Source organism: Coprococcus sp. LG101-27 (genome assembly GCF_027695515.1).
Lineage (GTDB): Bacteria > Bacillota > Clostridia > Lachnospirales > Lachnospiraceae > Allocoprococcus > Allocoprococcus comes.
On the sequence record NZ_JAQEUJ010000004.1, the window covers coordinates 25,105 to 49,185 of the forward strand.

At 45.1% G+C, this 24,081-nt stretch carries 25 protein-coding genes; all 25 read right to left on the minus strand.

Features of this window, described 5'->3' with window-relative positions; all coding sequences use genetic code 11:
- Positions 1 to 110 precede the first annotated feature (110 nt).
- Positions 111 to 1,307 carry a glycine C-acetyltransferase gene (locus PG766_RS05065; protein ID WP_117555821.1) on the minus strand — a complete coding sequence of 399 codons (1,197 nt, stop codon included), beginning with the start codon at positions 1,305 to 1,307 and terminating at the stop codon, positions 111 to 113.
- A 26-nt stretch (positions 1,308 to 1,333) separates the two neighbouring features.
- The gene (gene tdh / locus PG766_RS05070; protein WP_117555819.1) at positions 1,334 to 2,386 is read right to left on the minus strand and encodes an L-threonine 3-dehydrogenase; all 1,053 of its coding nucleotides are present in this window, start codon (positions 2,384 to 2,386) and stop codon (positions 1,334 to 1,336) included.
- Positions 2,387 to 2,657: 271 nt separating this feature from the next.
- On the minus strand, positions 2,658 to 4,040 hold the full coding sequence (locus PG766_RS05075) for an MATE family efflux transporter (RefSeq protein WP_182438598.1): 1,383 nt from the start codon (positions 4,038 to 4,040) through the stop codon (positions 2,658 to 2,660).
- Positions 4,021 to 4,521, minus strand: a complete 501-nt coding sequence (locus PG766_RS05080) for a GNAT family N-acetyltransferase (protein WP_118198736.1) — start codon at positions 4,519 to 4,521, stop codon at positions 4,021 to 4,023. Before PG766_RS05080 ends, PG766_RS05075 begins: the two co-directional genes overlap by 20 nt.
- A 2-nt stretch (positions 4,522 to 4,523) precedes the next feature.
- Positions 4,524 to 5,195 (minus strand): HAD family hydrolase, encoded by a 672-nt coding sequence (locus tag PG766_RS05085; protein WP_118198737.1) that lies wholly within the window; start codon positions 5,193 to 5,195, stop codon positions 4,524 to 4,526.
- Positions 5,196 to 5,484: 289 nt separating this feature from the next.
- Entirely contained in the window at positions 5,485 to 6,285 is an 801-nt protein-coding gene (locus PG766_RS05090; RefSeq protein WP_044998928.1) for an SDR family NAD(P)-dependent oxidoreductase, read from the minus strand.
- Between the two features lie 176 nt (positions 6,286 to 6,461).
- Positions 6,462 to 7,091: a precorrin-8X methylmutase gene (locus PG766_RS05095; protein ID WP_117555814.1), complete on the minus strand. Its 630-nt coding sequence runs from the start codon at positions 7,089 to 7,091 to the stop codon at positions 6,462 to 6,464.
- Positions 7,088 to 7,489 (minus strand): bifunctional adenosylcobinamide kinase/adenosylcobinamide-phosphate guanylyltransferase, encoded by a 402-nt coding sequence (locus PG766_RS05100; RefSeq protein WP_117822896.1) that lies wholly within the window; start codon positions 7,487 to 7,489, stop codon positions 7,088 to 7,090. Before PG766_RS05100 ends, PG766_RS05095 begins: the two co-directional genes overlap by 4 nt.
- Positions 7,486 to 8,037 (minus strand): bifunctional adenosylcobinamide kinase/adenosylcobinamide-phosphate guanylyltransferase, encoded by a 552-nt coding sequence (locus tag PG766_RS05105; protein ID WP_118198738.1) that lies wholly within the window; start codon positions 8,035 to 8,037, stop codon positions 7,486 to 7,488. Before PG766_RS05105 ends, PG766_RS05100 begins: the two co-directional genes overlap by 4 nt.
- Positions 8,025 to 9,563 (minus strand): cobyric acid synthase, encoded by a 1,539-nt coding sequence (locus PG766_RS05110; protein WP_118198781.1) that lies wholly within the window; start codon positions 9,561 to 9,563, stop codon positions 8,025 to 8,027. The genes PG766_RS05105 and PG766_RS05110 overlap by 13 nt, the downstream gene beginning before the upstream one ends.
- Before the next feature lies 1 nt (position 9,564).
- Positions 9,565 to 10,620, minus strand: a complete 1,056-nt coding sequence (locus PG766_RS05115) for a pyridoxal phosphate-dependent aminotransferase (protein ID WP_118198739.1) — start codon at positions 10,618 to 10,620, stop codon at positions 9,565 to 9,567.
- Positions 10,621 to 10,635: 15 nt separating this feature from the next.
- Entirely contained in the window at positions 10,636 to 11,598 is a 963-nt protein-coding gene (cbiB, locus tag PG766_RS05120) for an adenosylcobinamide-phosphate synthase CbiB (RefSeq protein ID WP_118198740.1), read from the minus strand.
- Positions 11,595 to 12,221, minus strand: a complete 627-nt coding sequence (locus tag PG766_RS05125; protein ID WP_118198741.1) for a histidine phosphatase family protein — start codon at positions 12,219 to 12,221, stop codon at positions 11,595 to 11,597. Before PG766_RS05125 ends, cbiB begins: the two co-directional genes overlap by 4 nt.
- 33 nt (positions 12,222 to 12,254) lie before the next feature.
- Positions 12,255 to 13,031, minus strand: coding sequence for an adenosylcobinamide-GDP ribazoletransferase (locus PG766_RS05130; RefSeq protein WP_118198742.1), 777 nt, complete (start codon positions 13,029 to 13,031; stop codon positions 12,255 to 12,257).
- The gene (cobT, locus tag PG766_RS05135) at positions 13,028 to 14,101 is read right to left on the minus strand and encodes a nicotinate-nucleotide--dimethylbenzimidazole phosphoribosyltransferase (RefSeq protein WP_118198743.1); all 1,074 of its coding nucleotides are present in this window, start codon (positions 14,099 to 14,101) and stop codon (positions 13,028 to 13,030) included. The genes PG766_RS05130 and cobT overlap by 4 nt, the downstream gene beginning before the upstream one ends.
- Before the next feature lie 46 nt (positions 14,102 to 14,147).
- Positions 14,148 to 15,530: a cobyrinate a,c-diamide synthase gene (locus tag PG766_RS05140; protein WP_118198744.1), complete on the minus strand. Its 1,383-nt coding sequence runs from the start codon at positions 15,528 to 15,530 to the stop codon at positions 14,148 to 14,150.
- Positions 15,527 to 16,747 carry a precorrin-6y C5,15-methyltransferase (decarboxylating) subunit CbiE gene (gene cbiE / locus PG766_RS05145; protein ID WP_243014385.1) on the minus strand — a complete coding sequence of 407 codons (1,221 nt, stop codon included), beginning with the start codon at positions 16,745 to 16,747 and terminating at the stop codon, positions 15,527 to 15,529. The genes PG766_RS05140 and cbiE overlap by 4 nt, the downstream gene beginning before the upstream one ends.
- Positions 16,748 to 16,749: 2 nt before the next feature.
- On the minus strand, positions 16,750 to 17,484 hold the full coding sequence (gene cobJ, locus PG766_RS05150; protein WP_118198783.1) for a precorrin-3B C(17)-methyltransferase: 735 nt from the start codon (positions 17,482 to 17,484) through the stop codon (positions 16,750 to 16,752).
- A 1-nt stretch (position 17,485) separates the two neighbouring features.
- Complete coding sequence (gene cobM, locus PG766_RS05155; protein WP_117555796.1) at positions 17,486 to 18,262, minus strand: precorrin-4 C(11)-methyltransferase; 777 nt, start codon at positions 18,260 to 18,262, stop codon at positions 17,486 to 17,488.
- The gene (locus tag PG766_RS05160; RefSeq protein ID WP_118198745.1) at positions 18,259 to 18,996 is read right to left on the minus strand and encodes a precorrin-2 C(20)-methyltransferase; all 738 of its coding nucleotides are present in this window, start codon (positions 18,994 to 18,996) and stop codon (positions 18,259 to 18,261) included. The genes cobM and PG766_RS05160 overlap by 4 nt, the downstream gene beginning before the upstream one ends.
- Positions 18,997 to 19,039: 43 nt before the next feature.
- Complete coding sequence (gene cbiD, locus PG766_RS05165) at positions 19,040 to 20,176, minus strand: cobalt-precorrin-5B (C(1))-methyltransferase CbiD (protein ID WP_118198746.1); 1,137 nt, start codon at positions 20,174 to 20,176, stop codon at positions 19,040 to 19,042.
- A 9-nt stretch (positions 20,177 to 20,185) separates the two neighbouring features.
- Positions 20,186 to 20,713: a cob(I)yrinic acid a,c-diamide adenosyltransferase gene (locus PG766_RS05170; protein WP_118198747.1), complete on the minus strand. Its 528-nt coding sequence runs from the start codon at positions 20,711 to 20,713 to the stop codon at positions 20,186 to 20,188.
- Entirely contained in the window at positions 20,703 to 21,809 is a 1,107-nt protein-coding gene (locus tag PG766_RS05175) for an ABC transporter ATP-binding protein (protein ID WP_118198748.1), read from the minus strand. Before PG766_RS05175 ends, PG766_RS05170 begins: the two co-directional genes overlap by 11 nt.
- Before the next feature lie 2 nt (positions 21,810 to 21,811).
- Entirely contained in the window at positions 21,812 to 22,849 is a 1,038-nt protein-coding gene (locus PG766_RS05180) for a FecCD family ABC transporter permease (RefSeq protein WP_118198749.1), read from the minus strand.
- Positions 22,850 to 22,864: 15 nt separating this feature from the next.
- Entirely contained in the window at positions 22,865 to 24,070 is a 1,206-nt protein-coding gene (locus PG766_RS05185) for an ABC transporter substrate-binding protein (RefSeq protein WP_118198750.1), read from the minus strand.
- Positions 24,071 to 24,081 lie beyond the last annotated feature (11 nt).

The following is a 24,081-nucleotide window of genomic DNA, read 5'->3' on the forward strand; positions in this document are numbered from 1 at the left end:
GCCTCCGAAAATTTTCCTGTAACATTTTTTAGTCAAATTTCTCTGTTATATCATCACAAAATGCCGGGCAACATTTTGTACTGTCCGGCATTTTTCTATCCTGTAGCAATTTATTTTCCAATCTCTTCTCTAGTCTCTTTAAAACATTTGATAATGAAATCAATATCTTCTTTTGTATGGCTCGCGCATACCTGTGTGCGGATTCTTGCTTTTCCTTTCGGTACAACCGGATAAGAGAATGCAACCACATATACCCCTTTTTCCATCATTTTCTTTGCATATTCTCCGGCAAGTCTTTCATCATAAAGCATAACCGGTACACATGGATGGGTTCCTTCAATGATATCAAATCCGTTTTCTACCAGCTGCTTGCGGTAGTATGCGGTTACTTCTTCCAGATGGTCACGAAGCTCGGTGCTTTCTTCCAGCATATTGAACATCTCAATACTTGCTCCTGCGATTGCCGGTGCAAGAGAGTTGGAGAACAGGTACGGACGGCTTCTCTGACGAAGCAGATCGATGATCTCTTTTCTTCCGGATGTATATCCACCGGAAGCCCCACCGAGTGCTTTTCCGAGTGTTCCTGTAATGATATCCACTCTTCCTTCTACGCCACAGTATTCGGAAGTTCCTCTGCCGTGTGCTCCTACAAATCCCACTGCATGGCTGTCATCCACCATAACCAGTGCGTTATATTTATCAGCAAGATCGCAGACACCTTTTAAGTTACAGATGATTCCATCCATTGAAAATACACCGTCTGTAGCGATCAGTTTGACTCTTGCTCCTGCTGCATCTGCAGCCTGAAGCTGTGCTTCCAGATCTTCCATGTTATTATTTTTATAGCGGTATCTTTTTGCCTTACAAAGACGAACTCCATCAATGATGGAAGCATGGTTCAGTTCATCACTGATCACTGCATCCTCTGCAGTCAGGATTGTTTCAAAAAGTCCACCATTTGCATCAAAGCAGGAAGAATATAAAATCGTATCATCTGTTCCCAGAAATCCGGAAATCTTCTTTTCCAGTTTTTTGTGGATGTCCTGTGTTCCGCAGATAAATCTGACAGAAGCAACTCCATATCCTTTTTCATCATAAGTTTTCTTCGCTGCATCGATCAGTCTCTGATTGTCTCCAAGTCCAAGATAGTTATTGGCACACATATTAAGAAGCTCTCTTCCGTCTTCCATTACAACCTTTGCGCCCTGCGGAGATACGAACGGTGCTTCCCCTTTGAAAAGACCATCTGCTTTGATCTGTTCTACTTCTTTTGTATAAATACTTAAAATATCATTTTTTCTTGCCATTTTATTCTCTCCTTCTTCTGCTTTTCCTAATCGTTAATATGTGCCCAGTCAAGGATCACCTTTCCTGACTGTCCTGAGATCATTGCCTCAAATCCTTTTTCATAATCGCGGATATCAAAATGGTGTGTGATGATCGGTGAAATATCAAGTCCCGCCTGAATCATCGTAGACATCTTGTACCAGGTATCCCATACTTTTCTTCCATAAATTCCGCGGATATTCAGCCCATTGAAGATCACTGTCTCAAGATCTACGGTTGCATCCTGTCTCTGCAATCCGAGAAGTGCGATCTTTCCACCATGTTTCATGTTATGGATCATATCAGAAAGTCCCGGCTGGCTTCCGGACATTTCAAGTCCGATATCAAAGCCTTCTGTCATTCCGATCTCATGCATCACATCCGTCAGTTTTTCCTGTGTCAGATTAACGCATCTGGTCGCACCCATTTTTGCTGCCAGATCCAGACGGTACTGGTTCATATCCGTGATTACCACATGTCTTGCTCCTGCAAATTTTGCGATCGCCGCTGCCATGATCCCAATCGGCCCTGCACCTGTGATCAGCACATCTTCACCAAGCATGTCGTAAGATAATGCAGTATGGGTTGCATTTCCAAATGGATCAAAGATCGCATATAATTCTTCATCAATTGCCGGATTGCACGGCCATACATTTGAAGCGGGAATAACCAGATATTCTGCAAACGCACCGTTCCGGTTTACCCCAACACCTTTGGCATCTTTGCAGTTCTCTTTGTGCCCTTCCAGACAGTTTCTGCATTTTCCACAAGTGATATGTCCTTCACCGGATACCAGATCGCCCACCTTGAATCCCTGTACACCTGTACCGACTTCTACAACTTCCCCGACATATTCATGTCCTGCGGTCAGTCCGATCGGAATGGTGTGCTGTGCCCATTCATTCCACTGGTAAATATGTACATCAGTACCACAGATTGCATTTTTATGGATCTTGATCTTTACGTCATTTGGTCCTACTTCAGGAATCGGTACTCTTTTCATCCAGAGTCCCTGTTCCGGTTTTTCCTTTACAAGCGCCCACATTTTATTATCATTCATCTTCATTACCTCCGCATGACACATATGTCCGTTCATTACGGACTTTTTATTATTTTTGTCTTTCTATACTTAGGATACCCTATTTTTCCTCTCTTTTCAATCTATATTTCCGTGATGCACAAACATTTTACATATTCATGTTTTTGTATCAGATACAAGCACATGTGTCTTTCTATTGCAAGCACATTTATTATATATACACAAAAACAGGCAGATAAATCTGTCTGTTTTTCACAATGCCCTACTGTCGATTTTCACAATTTCGTTCTGTTTATAACAATCTTTTTTCTTTCTGATGTACCCTTTTTCTCACAAAATAGAAGCACACGACCTGAAGTACAATGGTAATGATCCATGACACCGGATAGGATACAAAAAGTACGGATAAAGATCTGTGGTTCGGAAAAATTCCAAATACCCACACAATTCTTGTTCCCACCGTTCCGATCACTGAAAGCACCATCGGGACTGCTGAATATCCCATTCCACGAAGCGCACCCGGAAACAAATCCATGATCCCGCACAGGAAATAAGTGATCGATGTATACGCCAGGATTTCCATTCCGCAGTTGATAACCTTTGGATCTGAAGTATAAACTGTCAGAATCTGCGGTCCGAAGCTATAGGCAAGACCACCAAGCACTGCCGCGATCGATATAGACAGAATCGCACAGTCACGCAGCACCTTATCCATTCGTTTCAGCTTACCCACACCATAATTCTGACTGGTAAAACTCATACATGCCTGGGTGATCGAATTCACTGACATATAAAGGAACCCAAGTATATTGTTCGCTGCTGTATAGCCTGCCATCGCAATCGATCCAAATGAATTAACCGAAGACTGCAACAGTGCATTGGACAAATTGATGACCGTACTCTGGATTCCCGCCGGAACTCCCACCTGGAAAATCTGTTCCATGTAGGCACCATTGATCTTCAGTTTGGAGAAACGAAGCTGATAACTTCCTTCCGACCAGTACAGACAGGTCAGTACCAGCACACAGGAAATCAGCTGTGAAATAATTGTTCCAATTGCAACCCCGGCAACTCCCATATGAAAAATAATAACCAGCGTCATGTTCAGCGCGGCATTTGCAATTCCGGAAATGATCAGGAAGATCAATGGTCTTTTTGTATCACCAATCGCCCTTAAAATGGCTGCTCCATAGTTATATAACATAAAAAATGGCATTCCCATAAAATAGATCCGCATATATAAGGCAGACTGCCCGATCACATCATCCGGCGTTCCCATAATTTCAAGCGCCCACTTTGCAAGAAGCACCCCGATAACTGCCATCGTAATTCCACTGATCAGCGCAAGTGTGATCGAAGTATGTACTGTTTCCGACATCTCCCGGTCTTTGCCCGCTGCATAAAATCTGGCTGCAAGAACATTGGCGCCAAGCGAAATTCCGATAAACAGGTTCGTAAACACATTGATCAGTGCTGTTGTGGAGCCGACTGCGGCAAGTGCCTGACTTCCGGAAAATCTTCCAACCACGATGATATCCACCGCATTAAACGCAAGCTGCAGAATTCCGGAAACCATAAGCGGCAGGGAAAAAGAAATCAGCTTGTCCATGATGGAGCCGTTGCACATATCAATTTCAAACCTATTTTTTTTCACATTATTCACCCAGCCCTTCATCAAATGTAAGTCTCATCTGATTCCAGACCACGTTTCCATGTACTGATTCTGAGACACCTTCATTTTTGAATCCAAACCTGGCATAATAAGATATCAGCCGGTCCTTGCAGGTAAGGACAAGTCCCTTTCTTCCCTGCTCTTTTGCATCTGTAATCGCTCTTTTGATCAATTCTCCTGCATATCCTTGTTTCCGGTAAGACGGCAGCGTATTTACACCAAAAATCATCTGCCAGTCACCTTTTTCATCATGCATTTCCGCTTTTTCATACATTTCGTCTGTCAGATCTTCCTGATTCGTCACCATACCATCCACGAAGGCGATCAACTTCTCTTCTTCAAACATCAGCCAGAAATGATCTTTATAAAAAGTAAGTCTCTTTTCAAATTCTTCTTCTGTTGCCGCTTCTGCTGCCGGGAAACACGCTGCCTCCACACGGGCAATTTCTTTCAGATCACTCAGATCTGCTGTTCTTATTCTCATCTTTACTCTCCCTCTTTTCCTAATATTTTCAGCATTTTTTCTACATTTTCGCTGGTCCATGCCGGAAATTCCAGTACCGCATCCGGGATATCCTGCCTTCCGGAATCCGGGTTGTGGAACCAGATACATTTCATACCGGCTGCTCTGGCAGCTCCTCCACCGTTGGTCGAATCCTCTACTACCAGACAGTCCTCCGGCTTCATTCCCATTTTCTCTGCCGTTACAAGGAAGGTATCCGGTGCCGGTTTTGGATGTTCTACATAATCCCCACTCATGACTACTGTAAAATATTTCTCCATATCCAGCGACTTTAATGCATCTTTGATCGCATAAGCCGGAGAGGAAGACGCTACTGCAAGCAGATATCCTCCGTCTTTTAACTGCTTCAATGCTTCTTTGATTCCAGGCATCTCCGGAAATCCTTCCGCCTCTGTAATCTGCGCTTTTTTCTCTTTCATGAGCGCATTCATCTTATCCACATCATCAAAAATCGGTCCATAATTCTCGTTGATCAGATTCATGAAGAAACCACGGGTAGAACCGATACACGGAAGGTAGACCTCATAGTCAAGATCGATTCCGTTCTTCTCTTTTAAAATTTCCTTCCAGCAACGATAGTGTAATGGTTCTGTGTTGATCAGAACACCGTCCATATCAAAAATAACTGCTTTCATATCTTTTTAGCCTCGATTAAATGATTTTAATTTTCTTTCCGTTCTTATTTTGAATGACGTTTTTAAAGATGTCAAGACAGAGAAGCTAAAAAGAATGTGCCTTGGCACATTCTCGCGCCGAGCGCAGTCGCTTGCGACATTCTTCATCTTCGTGCGAGTGCGCATCTCCGGCACGTAGTGCCTTTTATTTCATAGGAAGTTTCTTCGGAATTTCCTATGAAATAAAAAGAGAGCGACTGTACGATTCAAAAAACGCACAGGCACTCTCTTTGGCTTTTATGGATTTTTCTTAAGGTCTCTGTCCCATTCCACCTTCTAAGGTGATCGTCTCTCCGTTCATATATTTGAAATCCGGTGATGCAAGCTGTACGCATGCACGTCCGATTTCTTTTTCTACATCCCCATAATGTCCAGCCGGCGGCATCTTTACATTTGCCTTAAATGCTTCCGGATAAGCTTTCTGAAAATTCTCAAGCTGTGCTGTCCATGCGAGCGGGCATACGATATTGACATTGATTCCGTCTGGTCCCCACTCTGTTGCAGCTACTCTGGAAAGTCCACGGATCCCTTCTTTTGCCGCTGCGTATGCGCACTGCCCGTAATTTCCGAAAAGTCCGGCACCTGAAGCAAAATTGATAACAGATCCCTTTGTCTCTTTCAGGTACGGATAGCATGCCTGCATATAATAGAATACCGCATATACGCCGGAATACATTGCCAGATTGAACTGGTCTGTTGTATGATCTGCGATCGTAACACCGGATGCGGATGCCTGTGCATTATTGATCAGGACATCAATTCTTCCGAATGTGTCGATTGCCTGCTTTACTACGTTCTGTACTGTTGCTTCATTATCAGCCCCTGCGCTGACATCAGCCTGTACAGGTAATACTTTGATGCCATAGAGTCTCTCCAGTTCTTCTTTGGCATCTTCGAGTTTCTTTACATTACGCCCGGTAATTACCAGATTCGCTCCTTCTTTTGCGTAAGCTGTTGCAATTCCATATCCAATAGATCCGCAGCTTCCATCACTTAATACGGCTCTTCCGCCACCTGTGATAATTGCAGTCTTTCCTGTTAAAAATCCCATAATCAATTTCTCCTTCCTGCTGTCCTTCAACTAGCATACGATTATAATAGCAGAATTCAGGTCGGAATTCAATACGAAATTGCGTCTATTTTCTGACAATATGGTTAATTTTTTAATTATCGCAAATACAGTTAGAATACAAAAACCTCATTAGACAAGGGTTGTTTATTATATATCTACAACATATATAATAGTGCATTGCAGATGCATGCAGCGATATTGCTGCCACCTTTTCTGCCTCTTGCTACGATATATGGCGTGTCTTTCAGTGAAAGGATTAACTCTTTAGACTGGACGACATTTACGAATCCTACAGGAACTCCGATGACAAGTTCAGGGGTTAATTTGCCATCCTGGATCAGTTCATAGAGTCTTACAAGGGCTGTCGGGGCATTTCCGATGGCAAAGATGATTTTTTTATCAAGGGCGGCTGCTTTTTCCATGCTTGCCACGGCACGCGTGGTTCCGTTCTTTTTGGCAGTTTCTGCTACATCTTCATCGGACATGAAGCAAAGAACTTCGCCTCCGTATTCCGCAAGCTTCCGTTTGTTGATACCTGCTTTTCCCATCTGGGTATCGGTTACAATGACTGCACCATTCCGGATGGCATCCAGCGCTTTTTCTACTGCACCTTCTGAAAACATCAGGTTCTTGGCATAATCAAAATCTGCGCTTGTATGGATACAGCGTTTGACGATCGGTTCTGTTCCTGGGATCAGATGCGTATCGCCCAGTTCTTCTGTTATGATTTCAAAACTGCGTTTTTCTATTTCTGCAGGTTTTACATTTTCCAGTTCTATCTTCACTTGGTATCTCCTCCTTTGATCGTCACACCGATCCCGCATACTACCCGGTCTACCTGATCTGAATTTGCCGCAAGTACGGTACAGATCCTTCCGGTCAGTTCCCTGTATCTGCGCTCAAATGCGTCTATCGGAACCAGGCCATAGCCGATCTCCTGTGTCACAATTACAATATCCGGACACTTTTTTGTTAGTTTCGATGCGAAATCAATTGCTTCTTTTTCCGACCAGTTTTCTTTTTTTATCATGCTCTGGATATATTTTTCAAAATGAAAGACTCCTTCTGCCGCAAAAATATTATCTCCTTCACATAGTTCCCCATCCGTCCAATGAATGTATGGGTTCTGCTTTTTTGCATACGCAAGCTTCCCCTGGTATGCACCGCCGATTATCATTTTCATTTTTTTATGTCTTTCCTTTCAACCGGAATTCCGTACACAACTTCTGTCACCAGATCTGCCATCTCTCCCATCCGAAGATTTACGTTTCCGAGAAGCTTCAGATATTTTTCCATCTCCGGATTGTCTGTCATGCTGTCTGAAAACACTTCATTTGTAACAACTACCAGATCATCACTGGCCTTCTGTAGCTTATGGATCCCTGCCAGAATGGACTCTTCTGCATTTTCACCTGCTCCTGACGGATCGTACATTTCATTTGCCACAAGATTGGACATACATTCCAGAAGAACACTTCCTGTCTCTTTTGTCTGCAGGACTTCCGCAGCTTTTTTAAGATCCGTATAGCATTCGATCGTTTCAAACCCTTTGCCTGCACGAAGTCTTCTGTGACGTGCAATTTTCTCTTCCGTTTCCTTCCCGAAAGGCATCATAGTTGCTATATAGTAGCGTTTTTTGTTTCTTTTTGAATGGCTGGCATACTCCATAAGCTTCTGCTCTGCATATTCGGATTTGCCACTTCCACTGCCACCTGTGATCAGATGAAACATTCTGCTGCATTTCCCTTCTCGATAATCTCATATATTTTCTTCATATCCATATTCTCACGAACTGCACTTGCAAGAATCTGATACTGCTTCTCTTTGTAAGCATGGTAGTCCATGGAGTGCATGGCTTCCTCGCCGTATCCTTTTTCTTTCAGAAGTGCCACGATCAGTGCATCCGCTACTTCCCGGTCATCAAAAATCCCATGTACATAGCAACCGTACACATTCTTCTTCTGCGCTCCGTCCCACCGGCTCTCATCTGTCACCTGATCACAGATCTGTACCAGCATCTTATGATCTGCAGCATCTTTATCTGAAAAAATAGTTTCCCCCATATGGATCTCATATCCATCCAGCTTTGCACCGGACATTGCTTTTAAGATTCCGGTAACTTCTCCGAACTTTCCGGTAACACGGGTTCTTCTCTTGGTATTTTCAAATACAGTAACGGCAGGAAGCAGCCCCATCGCTTTTATGGTTCCACCACGTTCTACCCCTTCCGGATCACAGATCTCTTCTCCCAGCATCTGGTAACCGCCACAGATACCAAATACCGGTTTCCCTGATGAGGCATGGCGCAGCACTTTCCCTTCCAGTCCGCTCTGACGAAGCCACAACAGGTCTTCCATCGTATTTTTACTTCCCGGCAAAATTACCAGATCCGGATTCCCGAAATCTCCTGCCTTTGACACATACCGGAGAGAAACTTCTTCCCTGCATTCCAGTACTGCAAAATCTGTGAAATTAGAAATACGCGGCAGGCGGATCACTGCAATATCCAGAAGTGCCGCCTTTTCTTTCCGGTCAAACCTTTCTGACAGACTATCCTCATCATCAATATCCGCATAAATATATGGCATCACGCCACATACCGGTATCTTTGTCCGATCCTCCAGCATCCTGATACCTGGCTCCAGAATTTTTACATCCCCACGGAACTTATTGATCACCGTACCTTTGATTCTTGCCCGCTCTTTTTCTTCCAGCAACATAACCGTCCCGACGATCTGCGCAAACACACCACCACGGTCAATGTCTCCTACAAGAAGAACCGGTGCATCCACCAGCTCAGCAAGTCCCATGTTGACAATATCATTCTGCTTAAGGTTTATTTCTGCCGGACTTCCCGCACCTTCTATGACAATCACATCATACTTTTCATCCAGTTTATGATAAGCTTCTAAAATAGCCGGAATATATTCTTTCTTTTTACGGAAGTATTCCATCGCCGGCATGACTCCCGCAACTTCTCCGTTTACAATTACCTGACTTCCTACATCGGAGGTCGGTTTCAAAAGAATCGGGTTCATATAAACTTCCGGCTGGATCATGGCAGCTTCTGCCTGCATGACCTGTGCGCGTCCCATTTCCAGACCATCTGCCGTGATAAAAGAATTGAGTGCCATGTTCTGTGACTTAAATGGTGCAACCCTGATTCCATCTTCCTTTAAAACACGACAGAGCCCTCCCGCAAGAAGGCTCTTTCCAACATTTGACATGGTTCCCTGAATCATAATCGACTTTGCCATATTAAAATTCTCCCTGACCTGCATAGAGGATTTCTCCCAGCGCATCGATCAGCTTCTGGTTGTCTCCTCTCTGCCGCATACAAACACGATAATATCCTTCTCCGAGACCTTTGTAATTGCTGCAATCCCGAATCAGGATCTTCTGTTTTTTCAGTTTCTCATATAAATTTATACCGCTTCGCATCAGAATGAAATTGGCATCTGACGGATAATGGGTAATTCCCAGCTTGTCCAGTTCATTTTCCATCCAGATTCTTTCACGGTTCGTAAAATCACAGGTCCGTTTCACACGCATCCCCTCTTTTAAAGATGCCATGCCTGCCACCTGTGCCGGTATCGATACACTCCATGGCTGTCTGGACTGTTCCATCTTCTCCAGAAATTCCATATCCGAAGTAACGGCATACCCGATACGGATTCCCGGAATCGCGTGCATCTTAGTCAGTGAACGGAGGATAAATAAAGTTCTCCATCTCTTGGTATCTGCAAGAATGGATGCCGTAGCTGCATTTTCCGCAAAATCAATAAAACATTCATCCAGCACCATCCGGATTCCGTAAGTCTCACATCTGGCAAGAATCTTCCAGAGCATGCTCCGGTCGATCAGCTTTCCGGTCGGATTATCCGGTGAACATAAAAATACCATATCGATATCTTCATTCAGAAGATCCAGAAAATCTTCTTCCAGCTGAAACCCTGTCGCTTCTCTTTTCTTATAATAACAGATCTCGCACCCGGTCGCACGCAGTGCCTGTTCGTATTCCGCAAATGCAGGAACCGGTATCAGCGCCTTCCTTGGGCAGTCCGCAAGCACTGCCGTAAAAATCAGATCCGCCGCCCCATTTCCACAGATAATATGCTCAGCCGGAACTTCCAGTCTTTTCGCCAGAGCACTTTTCAGTTTCCTGCAACTGGCATCCGGATAATTTCCAATCTGGTCCATTGACTTTCTTGCCGCTTCCACTACAGCTCTTCCAGGTCCGAACGGATTCAGATTCACGGAAAAATCTGTCATTCCTTTGTGTGTATAAATATCTCCACCATGTACATATTCCATAACCTTTTATTCCCCTTACATCAGTATCATACAATATTTCAGTAATCCAAAGACAAGAAGTGTCAGAAGTGCTGCTCCGTCCATCAGATTTCCGGCTCTTAAAATATCTTTCGGCTCGATAGGACGCACATCATCTCCAATTGTCTCTTTCGGATATAATTTTCCAAAATAATAGGCATCTCCGGCAAGCTGCACCTGAAGTGCACCTGCACATACCGCTTCTGTCTGTGCGGAATTCGGGCTGGCATGCTTTCGCCTGTCTCTTTTCCAGACTGCCCACGCCCTTTTATAATCCATCCTGAAGATCCATGCACTTGCGATCATCAGAAGTGCTGATATCCTGGACGGAATATAATTCCATACATCATCCATTTTAGCCGCAAACTGACCAAAATGTAAATACTTTTCATTCTTATATCCTACCATAGAATCCATTGTATTAACAGCCTTATAAAAAAATCCAAGTGGTGCCCCACCGATCAACATAAAAATGAGCGGTGCAATCACTCCGTCTGATGTATTTTCAGCTACCGTTTCTACCGCTGCCTTTGTCACTCCGGCCTCAGAAAGATTTCCGGTATCCCGCCCTACGATCATCGATACCGCATGTCTTGCCCCCTCCAGGTTATGGTTTACGAGCTGTACATAAACCTTCCGGCTTTCATCTTTCAGGCACTTTCCGGCAAGAAGCTGATAACACCAGAAGGTTTCCAGTGCAAATCGAAGCCAGAAGCTGACCTTTCCGGCAAGATACAAAAGTCCCCACGGAATTCCAACGGATACCATAACCACACCAAACCACAGAATCCCCCCTGCGATTCTCTCTTTTCTTTCCTCATTTTTGCAAAATCCGCGCAGCCATTTTTCCAGCCTCGAAATCCACTTTCCAATGATCCGCACCGGATGATAGAGCCATACCGGATCTCCGAAAACCGCATCCAATGCCATTCCTGCTATACATGCCATCAAAGAACTCATATTTCCTCAATCTCCTCAAACTGTCTGTTTCCCTGCTGCCATTTTTCTTCTTCAATTTGAAAATGAAAACCTTTTCCGTTTTTCACCTGCCAGTGGTAAAATTCTTTCTTTTCCGGATCAAATGCTTCCATCACCGACATGATCGTCCCCCCATGAACCACAAAGGCAATCTTCTTCCTTTTTCCCTTTATCATCTTTTCCATCATCTCTTCAAATCCGCAGACACACCGTTTCCGGAACTCCATCGGATCTTCTCCTCCCGGAAATGCCTTTGTACCTCCAGAATCAATCCAGCTCTGATACTTTGGATTTCCAGTCAGCTCCTGATAATTCTTCCCCTCAAAAAGCCCAAAATTGCATTCCCTCATCTTATCACAGACAACCTGCTCCACTCCTGGGAAAAGAATCTCTGCCGTCTGCCTGCACCTCCTGAGCGGACTGACAATCACAAGCTCCGGCTCCCACTTCGCACGTCCATTTTCCTTCCCGTATCGTCCGTTTTCTTCTTTTTTCAGAGTATACTCCGGAACGCACTCTGTTTTTATTTCTTCATCCGTCACCCCTATATACCGTTTTTCCAAATTCCCTTCCGTCGCAAAATGCCGAATCAGTCTGACTTCCATCTTCTATATGTCTCCTCTTCCTCTCCCTGCTTTTCATTGGATTCCCTGCACAATCAATCCCCCGACTAATAATGCCATCTCACAAATCTGCAGAAAGTATCCCGCCAGATCCCCGGTAACGCCTCCAAACTGTTTCCTGCTCATCCGGTAATAATATCCAAATACTGCTCCTGCAATTATAAGAAGTACCACCATACCAACCGGTGAGCAGATATACAAATATCCTGCCGCCAGGATCAGGTATACGATCATTGTGAACCTTACTGCCTTTTTCTGTGCTCCATCCTGGAAAGTCTTCACAAGACCGTTTCCTCTTGCTGCCGGAAATGTCACTACAGCAAGCCCACTGAGCGCTCTTGAAATTACATATCCTGCTGCTACTACCGGAAGCATCTCCGTCCGGATTTCACTCCATACGCCAAGGCTTCCGGTAAAATAACAGCAGATTCCGATGACCGCAAAAGCACCGTTATGCGAATCTTTCAGGATTTCCAGTTTCTTTTCTTTATCTCCCCAGGATCCAAGTGCGTCCATCGTATCCATAAATCCATCCAGATGGATTCCTCCACTTACAAAAACTGGTATCAATGTCATGACCGCAGCAAACATCAATCTTCCACTGTGTACTTTTGAAAAAATATTTCCATCAAGAAACATTCCTGCCAGATAAATGATTGCTCCGGTCACAACACCGATCAGCGGAAAAAAACACATCGTATATTTCATATTTTCCTTGTTCCACTCAATGCGCGGCATCGGTATTTTGGAATACATAGAAAACGCAATGATCATCGGTTCTAAAAACTTCATCTTTCTTCCTTCCCATCCAGTACTTCATACTGCTCTACGTGAATATCATCAAAAGTTCCCATTTTGCGGTACACCTGAAGTCCCATCTCAAGAAGCGGCATCGCTGCCACTGCTCCTGTTCCTTCCCCCAGACACATACCACATGTGAGAAATGGTTTTTTTTCTAAAGCATCTAAAATCTTTCTTGACGCAGGTTCATCAGACAAATGGGATGGTAAAATATATCCTGCACATTCCGGAACCATCCGTACCGCCACAAGTGCAGCCACTGCAGAAATAAAGCCATCTATCAGCACCGGAATCCGGTAGATCGCCCCACCAAGATATACACCTGCAAGTCCTGCTATGTCAAGTCCTCCAACCTTGGAAAGTACATCGATCGCATCTGTCTTATCCGGCTGCATCCGCTCAACCGCTTCCCGGATGACCTGTACCTTCTTTCGCAGACCTTTTTTCGTCAGACCTGCCCCCTTTCCTGTCATGACCTTCGGATCCTCTCCGAGCAATACAGAGGCAACCGCACTGCTGGTCGTTGTATTTCCAATCCCCATTTCACCTGTCGCAAGAATTTCGTATCCCGCTTCGGCACACTTCTTTACCATCTGAATTCCAACTTCTATCGCCTCAACTGCCTCTTCTCTTGTCATCGCCGCTTCTTTTGCAAAATTGTGTGTGCCATACATCACTTTGTATTCTTTCTTTGTCACAGACGGCACATCTGTTGCCATCCCTACATCCACCGGGAAAAGATCTACCTTTGCCTCTTCTGCCATGATGCAGACGCTTGTCTCTCCTCTTGTAAAATTATCTGCCACGATTGCTGTCACTTCCTGGCCGGTCTGTGTCACGCCTTCTTCTACCACACCGTTGTCTGCGCACATAATGATCAGCCCGCGTTTTCGCAGTTCAAAATCCGAAGTCCCCTTGATCCCGGCAATCTGGATCACCGCGTCCTCCAGACTTCCCAGACTGAACAGAGGCTTCCCTACCGTCATCCAGCGAGCCCGCGCCTCTTCCATTGCATTTTCATCAAGTGGTTTTATTTTCTCTTTCCATCTGGTCTCTTCCATCTGTAAGTCTAATCTCCTGTCTTTTCGATTTGTCTTTGTCAGCTTTTTACTTGCTTCTGTAGGTTCTACACGCTTCTACAAAGCGTTTGGCCACTTTGGGGTTGGAATAAAAGTATAAATGCGGAAATCCCGCAAACAAATTCCCCTTCATATGAACAGCCTGCCATTTTCTCACACCATCCGGCTTTACGGCAAGTGTATCCTCTCCGTTTTCCGTAGAATCCCAATAATGGAACTCATGCGCCCGGATCTTCTCTCCCTTTTTCATATACACTCCGTTCATTTCCGCAGTCAGCTCAATGTATCCGAATCTGGTAAGTCGCCCTTTTTTGATCCCTTTTCCCGGAAGTGCCCCCACCATCGGATAGTGCTTTCCATCTTCCCCTTCCAGCTCTTCTGTCAAATATAAAAATCCTCCACATTCCGCAATACATGGAATTCCATTTTCAATCTGCTTTCTTACATCTTTTCGCATAGCTCTGTTTTCTGCCAGATGTTTCGCACAAAGTTCCGGATATCCACCACCAAATAAAAGTCCGTCTAAATGTTCCGGAAGCCTTGTATCCTCCAAAGGACTAAACGGAATGATCTCACATCCAAGCTCTTTTAAAAGCTCCATATTATCCTTATAATAGAAACAAAAGGCCAAGTCACGCGCTACGCCGATACGCACTTTTCGTCCGGCTGCTTCCTGTTTTGCCTTCACCGGATAATACTCCATTTCTTTTGCTTCCCAGGCAATTTTCAGCACCGATTCCATATCAAGTGTCTCTGTCAGAATCTCTGCTGCCCGGTCAATCTGTTTTTTCAGGTTCCCTATTTCCTCCGGAAGCATCAGTCCCAGATGCCGACTCTCCAGATGAAAAGCATCCTCCTCCGGCACATAACCAACCACCTGAACCTGGAATCCCATTGTCTGCAATCCCCCTTCGATCATCTTCTTCATCTTCGGATACAGCATCGGGGAAATCCGGTTCAGAATGATTCCCCGGATATTACTGTCATTCCGGTATTCAATCATTCCCTTCAATACTGCCAGGATTGTCGATGCCATACCTCTTGCCGGAACAACCAGGATTACCGGAAGTCCCAGGGTTCTCGCAACGTCATAAGTACTTGCCTGATCCGAATCCAGACTGATCCCGTCATAGTACCCCATCACACCTTCTGTCACCACAAGCTCCGCGCCTTCCGCATGATGCATAAACCGCTCTTTCAAGCGCTCCCGGTCACAAAAATACAGATCCAGGTTCTCGGAATCAATTCCCAGCACCTCCCGGTGAAACATAGGATCAATATAATCCGGTCCGCATTTGCAGGCGCGTACCTTCTTTCCGGCATTTTTAAATGCTTTCATCATTGCCATTGTCACCGCTGTCTTTCCACTCCCACTGGCAGATGCCGCGATTACAATTCCGGGAATTTTCATTCTGTATCTCCTCCGTCTGAAATAATATAAATCGGATTTAATCCGGTCATCATGTGATATCTTCCAAGTTTCTTTGACTTTGCCACATTCAGTTGTATGATTTCCGGATCTGCAAGCAGTCCTTCCTCCATCGCCTCCATCGCTTCCTTCACGGTTTCCAGCGAAATTGCATTAATCACGATACGGACGTCCGGATTTTTTTTCTTTATGCACTGAATAATTTCTTTTAACTGTCCTGTACTGCCTCCGATAAAAGCATGGGTCGGCATTTCCAGTGCTTCCAGTGCTTCCGGTGCAACTCCTTCTATCACCTGAATCTGGTCTGTCCGGAATTTCTGCATATTCTTCCTGATCAGCTCTGCACCCTCCGGATTCTTCTCTATTGCATAAACGCGGAGATTCTCTCCCTGAAGAGCAGCCTCTATAGACACCGAACCGGTTCCAGCCCCCACATCATATATTACTGCATTCTTTGTAAGCTTCAATTTTGCAATGCTGACTGTCCGCACTTCCTCCTTCGTCATCGGAACACTTCCACGGATCAGCTCCTCATCTGCAAGATGAATTCCTGTTCTCTTTTCCGGCTTTGGATTCTCGATCAGAATAGTGGTAAGATCACCAAAATCTTCTGCCTGAAGCTCGTTTCCTTTTTTGATCACAATCTCTTCATCCGGATAAGACAAATGATTTCCAACCGAAACGGTTACTTGTTCCAGATGGTAATATTTCAGTTTTTCGCAGATTTCTTTTCCCGCACTTTTTCCAAGGATCAGAAATGTCTTTTCATGGTTTGCAACTGCATAGATAAAATTCTGACTTCTTCCATGCATGCTGATGATCTTCGCATCCTCCCAGCTTTTTCCAAGCTTTGCCGCAAGATAGATTACAGATGAAATCCCCGGAAAAATCTGCACTTCATATCCGTCTTTTTTCAGAATATCCGCCAGCTTTTTTGCCCCGCTGTAAAATCCGGTATCCCCGGAAAACAGCACCGTACATCTGGTCTTTTCCTCCTGCTCATCCAGGATTGCTCTGATTTTTTCCGGCAGATACTCTGCATAGCAGCATTTCTTTTTTTCTCGGAATCCTTCCAGCATCCGCGTAGCTCCGATCAGCACATCACTTTCCACAATGATCTTTCTGACCTCTTCCGTAAGCGTTCCTTTGCTTCCCATCCCGATCCCGGCAAGATTTACCTGGCATTTTCGGTTTTCCACAGTTATTCCTCCAATCGATAGCCTCTCGGTGTCACCATTTTCCCATCCACATTTCTCGTCTGGCTGTTGCCGATATAAACGGTTGTAAACATATCGACCTCCGTATCCTTCAGCTCAGAAAGTGTCAGAATATGTGCATCTTCGCCTTCACGTCCGATGTTCCGCACATAACCGCAGACTGTATCCGGGCTCTGGTACTCCAGAATATACTCGCATGCCTTTTTCAGGTAATCTGCCCGTTTCCGGCTGGACGGATTATACAGACAGATTACAAAATCCGCCATCGCAGCTCCGCGGATCCTCTTTTCAATCTTCTCCCACGGTGTCAGAAGATCACTCAGACTGATCACTGCAAAATCATGCATCAGAGGTGCACCAAGAACTGCCGCTCCGCCATTTGCCGCCGTGATTCCCGGCACGACCTCCAGCTCCACCTCCGGGTAGCCCTGTCCCATCTCATAGAGCAGACCTGCCATTCCGTAAATTCCGGCATCTCCACTGCATACCATAGCTACCGTTCTTCCTTTCATTGCCTCATCCATTGCCATCTCACAGCGGACCACTTCCTGCCGCATTGGTGTGGAAAGGTACTTTTTATCCGGAAATCTTTCCCGTATCAGTCCTGTATATACGGTATATCCGATAATAATCTCACTTTTTTCCAGTGCCGTGGACGCCTGGTATGTCATTTCTTTCTCAGCACCCGGTCCAAGACCGATTACATAGACTTTTCCAATTTTACACATTTCCTGCACCTTCTTTTCCTTTGCCCTGTCTGAACTCTGTTGTAAACTCCGGATGATACAAAAGTGACCGTTCATACTCTCCGCCAAGCACCTCACCAACCACGATCAGTGCTGTCTTTGTAATTCCATTCTCCTTTGCTGTCACCGCAAGATCCTTCACTTTACATCTGCACACCTTTTCATCCTCCCAGGTTGCCTTGTAGACAATCGCAGCCGGAGTCTCCGGCTGATAACCGCCTTCGATCAGACGCTTTGACAATTCTTCCAGCATCCCGGTACTCAAAAAGATGACCATCGTTGCCTGGTGCGCAGCGAAACTTTCAATGGATTCTTTTTCCGGAACCGGCGTTCTTCCTGCCATCCGTGTGATTACCACAGACTGTGAAATCCCAGGAAGGGTATATTCTGCATTCAATGCAGATGCCGCTCCGCAAAAGGAGCTGACTCCCGGGCACACTTTATAAGAAATATTCTCCTTTTCCAGAAGATCCATCTGTTCTTTGATCGCACCATACAGACACGGATCACCGGTATGCAGACGGACAACTTTTTTTCCCTGCTTCTCTCCGGAAATCATCACTTCCGTCACTTCTTCCAGCGTCATCTTCGCACTGTTGTAGATCTGACAGTCCTTCTGACATACGGTAAGAAGTTCCGGATTTACCAGCGAACCGGCATACACCACAATATCCGCTTCCTCCAAAAGCTTCTGCCCTCGTACTGTGATCAGATCCACAGCACCGCTTCCTGCTCCAACAAAATGAATCATTTTTCTTTCTCCTTTGCTATTACAATCGAAAAATATCCCGCATCTTCCGGTATTTCTTCTGTGCATTTGTAAATTTTTTCTCCATCCATTCCGCAGTTCATGACCATTTTCGCCTGCTGTCCTTCCTCTTTCAGAACAGCTTTGACCTGCACCATCTTTTTCCCGGTCTTCATAAGAACCTTCGTCCCCGGAAGCTTCAACTTTTCTGCAATTCCATAGGACACCGGAAGAACATGCAGCTCCTGCCGGTTCTCCACAAGCGAGATCTCCAGCCTTGCCGCCGCAGCACAAAAAGACGGAATCCCGGAAAAGATCTCCCCCTGATATCCCATCTTTTTCAGTCTTTTATAAATATAAATTCCTGTCGAATACACGGTCGGATCTCCAATCGTCAGAAAAACCAGATTCTTTCCTTTCTCCAGAAGCTCTGCCGCCTTTTTTGCACCCTCATCGTGTATCTCTTTCAGGAGTTTTTTTTCCTTGATCATTGGCATGGGAAGATAGAGCCGCAGCTTCTTTTTCGTCTCCGGCTCTGCCTCACACGCAATCCGATATGCCAGACATTCTTTTGCAAATGTCTCTTCTTCCCCCTCTTCCAGTTCCGGTTTCTTTAACTCCGGACTGCCAATTGGAAGTACCAATATCTGACACGCCTTAATCGCATGCATTGTCTTTATCGTCATCAGTTCCGGATCTCCCGGACCTACACCCGCAAGGTCAAATCTTCCTGCCATTCTCTGTCAAACCTTTCTGTTTTCTTTACTTTTATCCCGTCGCTTATCCGATCTTTTTCCTCAGTTCATCTACAAAAGACGTCTTCCCCAGAACACCGAGCTCATCCGAAAACATCAGCGCCCCGACCTTCATCTTCTCGCCGGCACGCTTCGCCAAATGATACTCGATCTTCTCCATCACGGTCTGCATCGTCTCTTCCAAAAGTCCTCTTTCTTCCAGAATGTCCAATGCTTCCTTCGTCGTAAAACACTTCATCAGAGCACAGACTGTCTCACGGTCTGCCCCTGCCATTGCCGCATGGACGGCAAGCACTTCCATTCTTGCATCTGCCTGTCTGGAATGGGTATTCATTACACCTGCCGCGATCTTGACCAGCTTTCCGATATGTCCTACAAGCAGCAGTCCGTCCATCTTCAGCCGCACGCCGTCATCAATCGCATCCCCGATATAATTACTGCACTTCACCGCAAGCTCCTGGTCGTACCCAAGTGTCTGCCTGAGAAAATCATTTCCATAATTTCCCGGTGTCAGATAACAATACCGGTGACCTTCATCACGAAGCATCTTCATTTCCATGAAAATAGTCTGCGTCAGTGCCTGTTCGCTCATCGGTTCTACGATCCCGGAGGTTCCAAGTACCGAAATCCCGCCTTCAATCCCAAGTCTTGGATTAAACGTTTTCTTCGCGATCTCCACGCCCTCCGGAATATAGATCACAATGTCTGCACCGCCATCCCATTCATATTTCTCAATCTGGCTTTGCACCGCTTCCCGGATCATCTGCCGTGGCACTTTGTTGATTGCTGCCTCTCCGGCTTCCTGCTCCAGCACCTTCCGGGTAAAGCGCCCGACTCCGATTCCACCATCTAAGGTCATTCCTTTTTCCTTTTTTTTCGTGACCTTGGCGTAAACGAAGATCCCGTTCGTCACATCCGGATCATCTCCGCTATCCTTCTGAATGGCACAGCTGACCGCTTCATTTTCTCTCTGGATCTCTTCCACTTCCAGATACAGTTCGATCCCTTTCGGTGTCATAAGAGATACCTGGCGGACTTCCTCCCCGGAAAAGAGCATTGCCGCTGCCGCCTTTGCTGCTGCCGCAGCACAGCTTCCCGTTGTGTATCCGCACCGCAGTTCTTTTTGATTTTTCCACACGACCTGCATCTTGTCCATTTCCATTTCGTCTCCTTAGTATTCAATGCCTTTCCTTGCCCGGATTCCTTTTTCAAAAGGATGCCGTACCATCTTAACCTCCGAAATATAATCTGCCAGCTCCAATAACTCATCTGACGGATCCCGTCCGGTCAGAACCACTTCCAGATTGTCCGGTCTGTCTTTTAAGAACTGCACCGCCTCTTCATTCGGAATCAGTCCATACCGGTATGCCGCCATAAATTCATCGATCACAAGCATATCATAATCCCCTGTGCTGATTTTTCTCTGGATCGTATTCCACAGCCTGCCATACATCTCTCGGACTTCTTCCTGTTCCTTTTCAGAAAGTGTCTTAAAAAATCCATAGCTTTTTTCCAGATGAAGTACCTCGATCTCCGGGATCTGATCCAGAATCTTCAATTCTCCTGAAAATTCATTTTTTAAAAAACGGGCAAACAGAACCCGCATACTGCTTCCAGCTGCGCGCACTGCAAGCCCTGTTGCCGCCGTCGTCTTTCCTTTTCCATCTCCACAGTAAATGTGCAAAAGTCTATTTTTCATATGATTCCAGTTTCCCCATTTCTTCTGCAAATACAAGCAGTTCTTTCATCTTCCGGTTGGTTGTCCCAATCACAATTCCTGCATTTATCACCTTTTTACACTGTCTGATCATCTGCTTTGCCCATTCAAATGCACGATCGCTTACCGGCTCAAATGGCTCTTCTTCTATTACATTGACCGCCAGATGCTTTGCCAGATGATAGTCGATATCATTAGTATACAGGATTCCTGCCGAAAATGGAATCTTTGCTTTCTGAAGGTTTCGGTAAACAGGAATTCCACTGCCTCCAGAAGAGATCACAAATACTTCTGCCTCTCCCTCCGCCTTTGCAAGCTCCACACTTCCGAACAGCGGATCAAAATGCCCGTTGTCGATCTCATAAAGCTTCTGGATAAAATCTTCTTTAAAAATCGCCTCCGGCTCTCCATACCCGAAAATCGTATCTCCTTTAACGCACAGGATCTTATCTGAGATCTTCTGCGCCAGATCGATCTCATGGAGTGACATAATGACCGTGATCTGCTTTTCTTTCGCCATATTTTTCAAAATAGTAAGCAGCTCCAGCTTATAACGGATATCCAGAAAAGAAGTGGGTTCATCCAGGATCAGTACCTCCGGTTCCTGGCAGATCGCTCTTGCCAGAAGGATCCGCTGTCTCTGCCCGTCACTGATCGCCTCAAAACTTTTTTCTGCGTATTCTGTTGCATGGACAATTTCCAGTGCTTCCTGTGTCTTTTTCTCATCTTCTCGCGTTAATATCCCAAGCCGTCCTGTATAAGGATACCGCCCTGCTGCTACGACCTCATAGCAGGTCATCAGCTCCGGCTTTGCCCGCTGTGTCAGCACCACTGCCATCTTCGTTGCAAGCTCTTTGTAAGATAAGTCTTTCAGATTCTTTTCACCGATCGTCACCTTACCTCCAATGAGCGTAAGCTGCTTGGTAATACTTTTTAAAATCGTAGATTTCCCGGAACCGTTTGGTCCGATCAGCGTCAATATCTCACCTTTTTTAATCTCTGTACAGATATCATGGATCAGTACATTTCCATGATATCCGACAGAAAGATCTTTCATCTGAAAATAGCTCTCACTCATATTTATTTCCCTTTTCTTCCTTTTATCATCATGAAAATTACGATCGGTGCACCAAAGATCGAAGTCACAGTACTGATATTCAGCTCCAGTGGTGCAAATGCCATACGCGCGATCAGATCACATCCCATACAGAACACCGCCCCGCCAAGGAATGTTGCCGGTATCACAACCAGCGGTTTTGCCGTCCCGAGAAGATGCTTGATCAAGTACGGAACTGCGATTCCAACGAATGAAATCGGCCCTGCAAATGCAGTCACACATGCGGAAAATACACTGGAAAGCAGAATCAGAAGCACCCGGAACACACGGATATTGACCCCCATACTCTGCGCATACATTTCTCCCAGCTGATACGCTCCGATCGGCTTTGACAGGAAAAAGGTAAGGATCAGTATGATTCCTACCATAAGCGCTGCTACCTTTACATTGCTCCAACTCATACCGGAAAAGCTTCCCTGTGACCAGCCATGCAGATTCACGATATCTGAATCCTCCGCAAAAGTCACTACAAAATCAGTTACTGCCGAGCAGATATAACCGATCATGATTCCGCCAACCAGAAGAGTTGCCATATTCCGGATTTTTCTTGCAAGAAGCAGGATAAATCCAATTGAAAGCATAGATCCGATAAATGCTGCAATGATCAGTATATAAGATGATACCAAAGTGTAATATTTTAAAAAGATGATCATCGCCAGAGCGACCATCATCTTTGCACCCGAAGAAATCCCCAGTACATACGGTCCTGCGATCGGGTTGGAAAAAAATGTCTGCAATAAAAATCCGGAAAGGGCAAGTGCCCCTCCCAGAATCCCCGCCATCAGGACACGCGGAAGACGGATTTTCCAGATAATATTCATCTGCACCTGTGTTCCTTTTTTCAGAAACAGGATCCGTAAAATCTCAAGAACCGAGATCTGTACATTTCCGGTATTGATGTTCAGCACTACGATCATGCAAAAAACTGTTGCCAGCACCGCAAAGACTCCCATATATCTTGTATTCCTTTTCCAGTTATTTTTCATTCCTGCCTGTCCCATTTTCTTCTCCGTTTTCTATTTTACATGGTATAAAAATGTCATCTTGCTTTCATCGCCGCCTGTCAGCATCAGATTCATATCCGTGATCAGTTCCCCAACGATATCGGTTGCCTGATACAGATATTTACCGGTACACCATACATTTCCTTCTTTGACTGCTTTGAAATCAGAAAAAAGTGCATCTTTTTCTTCCAGATCTTTTACACTGTTGATTGGATTATCGATACTTGAATTATAAATCAGATAATCTGCATCCGCCGCCTGTGCGTAAAACTCTTCCATTGTAAGTTTTACTGCTGAAGTATTACTGTCATCGTCAGTCAGATCATCGAATACATATCTTCCACCGGAAAGTTCGATCATTTTCGGAATATAATCATCACTTCTTCTTACTACCACCGTTCCGTCACTGCTTACATAGAAAAATGCAACTGTCTTCTCGGTATTCTTAAAATCTTTGAGCGCATCGACATTTTCCACCTGCTTTTCAAAAAATGCATCCGCTGCATCTTCTTTATTCAGCATTGCTGCATAAAGTTTGATCCATTCAGTTCTTCCTAGAGGATGCGATTCATAGCTGGACCGGTCGATCATCACCGGGATATCCAAAGATTCGATCATCTCCTGTACCTTTGGTGTGTGAAGGATCATGGTCGATTCGATGGCAAGATCACAGTCTTCGTCCACCAGCATCTCATAATCCGGTTCACTGTATTTCCCTGCAAATTTTATTTTCCCGTCATCCATCGCTTTGACTGCATTTTCAATATACCATCCGGAAGCCTGGGTACCTGTCATTGTGATATTATCCAGAGAATCGATCGCATTAAAAAGTGCCATTGCAGATGTCGCCGCAAGATAAATATGATCCAGCGGCTGCTGAAGGATTACGTAATCCTCATCAACTCCATCCGGCACATCCTGGTTCTCCGGAACGACCAGAAATTTTGCATCACCTTTGATATCTATCATCTTATAGCCGTCTTTGTAATAATATACCTGAAAACCTTCGGCATATTCCAGATCCATCGTAAATTCATAGGTGAGTCCGTCAATCCCCGGACCTTTTTTTTCTTTGGCACTTCCTTTTGTACTGCTGCTTTCTGTTTTTTTTGTATCTGTTGTATTCCTTTTCGCCTGCCCGCATCCGGTCAGTGCCACCATCCCAAGCAGCACTGTACTTAAAAGAATGCACCCCAGACGCATCGTTCTCTTTTTCATTTTCTACCTCT

Excerpts from the sequence above, each read along its gene's own strand:
- PG766_RS05175 (WP_118198748.1), bottom strand. The coding sequence starts at position 21,809 with ATGAGTGAGAGCTATTTTCAGATGAAAGATCTTTCTGTCGGATATCAT.
- PG766_RS05065 (WP_117555821.1), bottom strand. The coding sequence starts at position 1,307 with ATGGCAAGAAAAAATGATATTTTAAGTATTTATACAAAAGAAGTAGAA.
- PG766_RS05115 (WP_118198739.1), bottom strand. The coding sequence starts at position 10,620 with ATGGAATATGTACATGGTGGAGATATTTATACACACAAAGGAATGACA.
- PG766_RS05160 (WP_118198745.1), bottom strand. The coding sequence starts at position 18,996 with ATGGCAGGAAGATTTGACCTTGCGGGTGTAGGTCCGGGAGATCCGGAA.
- cobT (WP_118198743.1), bottom strand. The coding sequence starts at position 14,101 with ATGGAAGAGACCAGATGGAAAGAGAAAATAAAACCACTTGATGAAAAT.
- cbiD (WP_118198746.1), bottom strand. The coding sequence starts at position 20,176 with ATGGAAATGGACAAGATGCAGGTCGTGTGGAAAAATCAAAAAGAACTG.
- PG766_RS05105 (WP_118198738.1), bottom strand. The coding sequence starts at position 8,037 with ATGTTTCATCTGATCACAGGTGGCAGTGGAAGTGGCAAATCCGAATAT.
- PG766_RS05185 (WP_118198750.1), bottom strand. The coding sequence starts at position 24,070 with ATGAAAAAGAGAACGATGCGTCTGGGGTGCATTCTTTTAAGTACAGTG.
- PG766_RS05180 (WP_118198749.1), bottom strand. The coding sequence starts at position 22,849 with ATGGGACAGGCAGGAATGAAAAATAACTGGAAAAGGAATACAAGATAT.
- cbiB (WP_118198740.1), bottom strand. The coding sequence starts at position 11,598 with ATGAGTTCTTTGATGGCATGTATAGCAGGAATGGCATTGGATGCGGTT.
- PG766_RS05130 (WP_118198742.1), bottom strand. The coding sequence starts at position 13,031 with ATGAAGTTTTTAGAACCGATGATCATTGCGTTTTCTATGTATTCCAAA.
- PG766_RS05090 (WP_044998928.1), bottom strand. The coding sequence starts at position 6,285 with ATGGGATTTTTAACAGGAAAGACTGCAATTATCACAGGTGGCGGAAGA.
- tdh (WP_117555819.1), bottom strand. The coding sequence starts at position 2,386 with ATGAATGATAATAAAATGTGGGCGCTTGTAAAGGAAAAACCGGAACAG.
- PG766_RS05085 (WP_118198737.1), bottom strand. The coding sequence starts at position 5,195 with ATGAAAGCAGTTATTTTTGATATGGACGGTGTTCTGATCAACACAGAA.
- PG766_RS05140 (WP_118198744.1), bottom strand. The coding sequence starts at position 15,530 with ATGAAAATTCCCGGAATTGTAATCGCGGCATCTGCCAGTGGGAGTGGA.
- PG766_RS05100 (WP_117822896.1), bottom strand. The coding sequence starts at position 7,489 with ATGAAAATGATAATCGGCGGTGCATACCAGGGGAAGCTTGCGTATGCA.
- PG766_RS05125 (WP_118198741.1), bottom strand. The coding sequence starts at position 12,221 with ATGGAAGTCAGACTGATTCGGCATTTTGCGACGGAAGGGAATTTGGAA.
- PG766_RS05170 (WP_118198747.1), bottom strand. The coding sequence starts at position 20,713 with ATGAAAAATAGACTTTTGCACATTTACTGTGGAGATGGAAAAGGAAAG.
- PG766_RS05110 (WP_118198781.1), bottom strand. The coding sequence starts at position 9,563 with ATGGCAAAGTCGATTATGATTCAGGGAACCATGTCAAATGTTGGAAAG.
- PG766_RS05075 (WP_182438598.1), bottom strand. The coding sequence starts at position 4,040 with ATGAAGGGCTGGGTGAATAATGTGAAAAAAAATAGGTTTGAAATTGAT.
- cobM (WP_117555796.1), bottom strand. The coding sequence starts at position 18,262 with ATGATTCATTTTGTTGGAGCAGGAAGCGGTGCTGTGGATCTGATCACA.
- PG766_RS05080 (WP_118198736.1), bottom strand. The coding sequence starts at position 4,521 with ATGAGAATAAGAACAGCAGATCTGAGTGATCTGAAAGAAATTGCCCGT.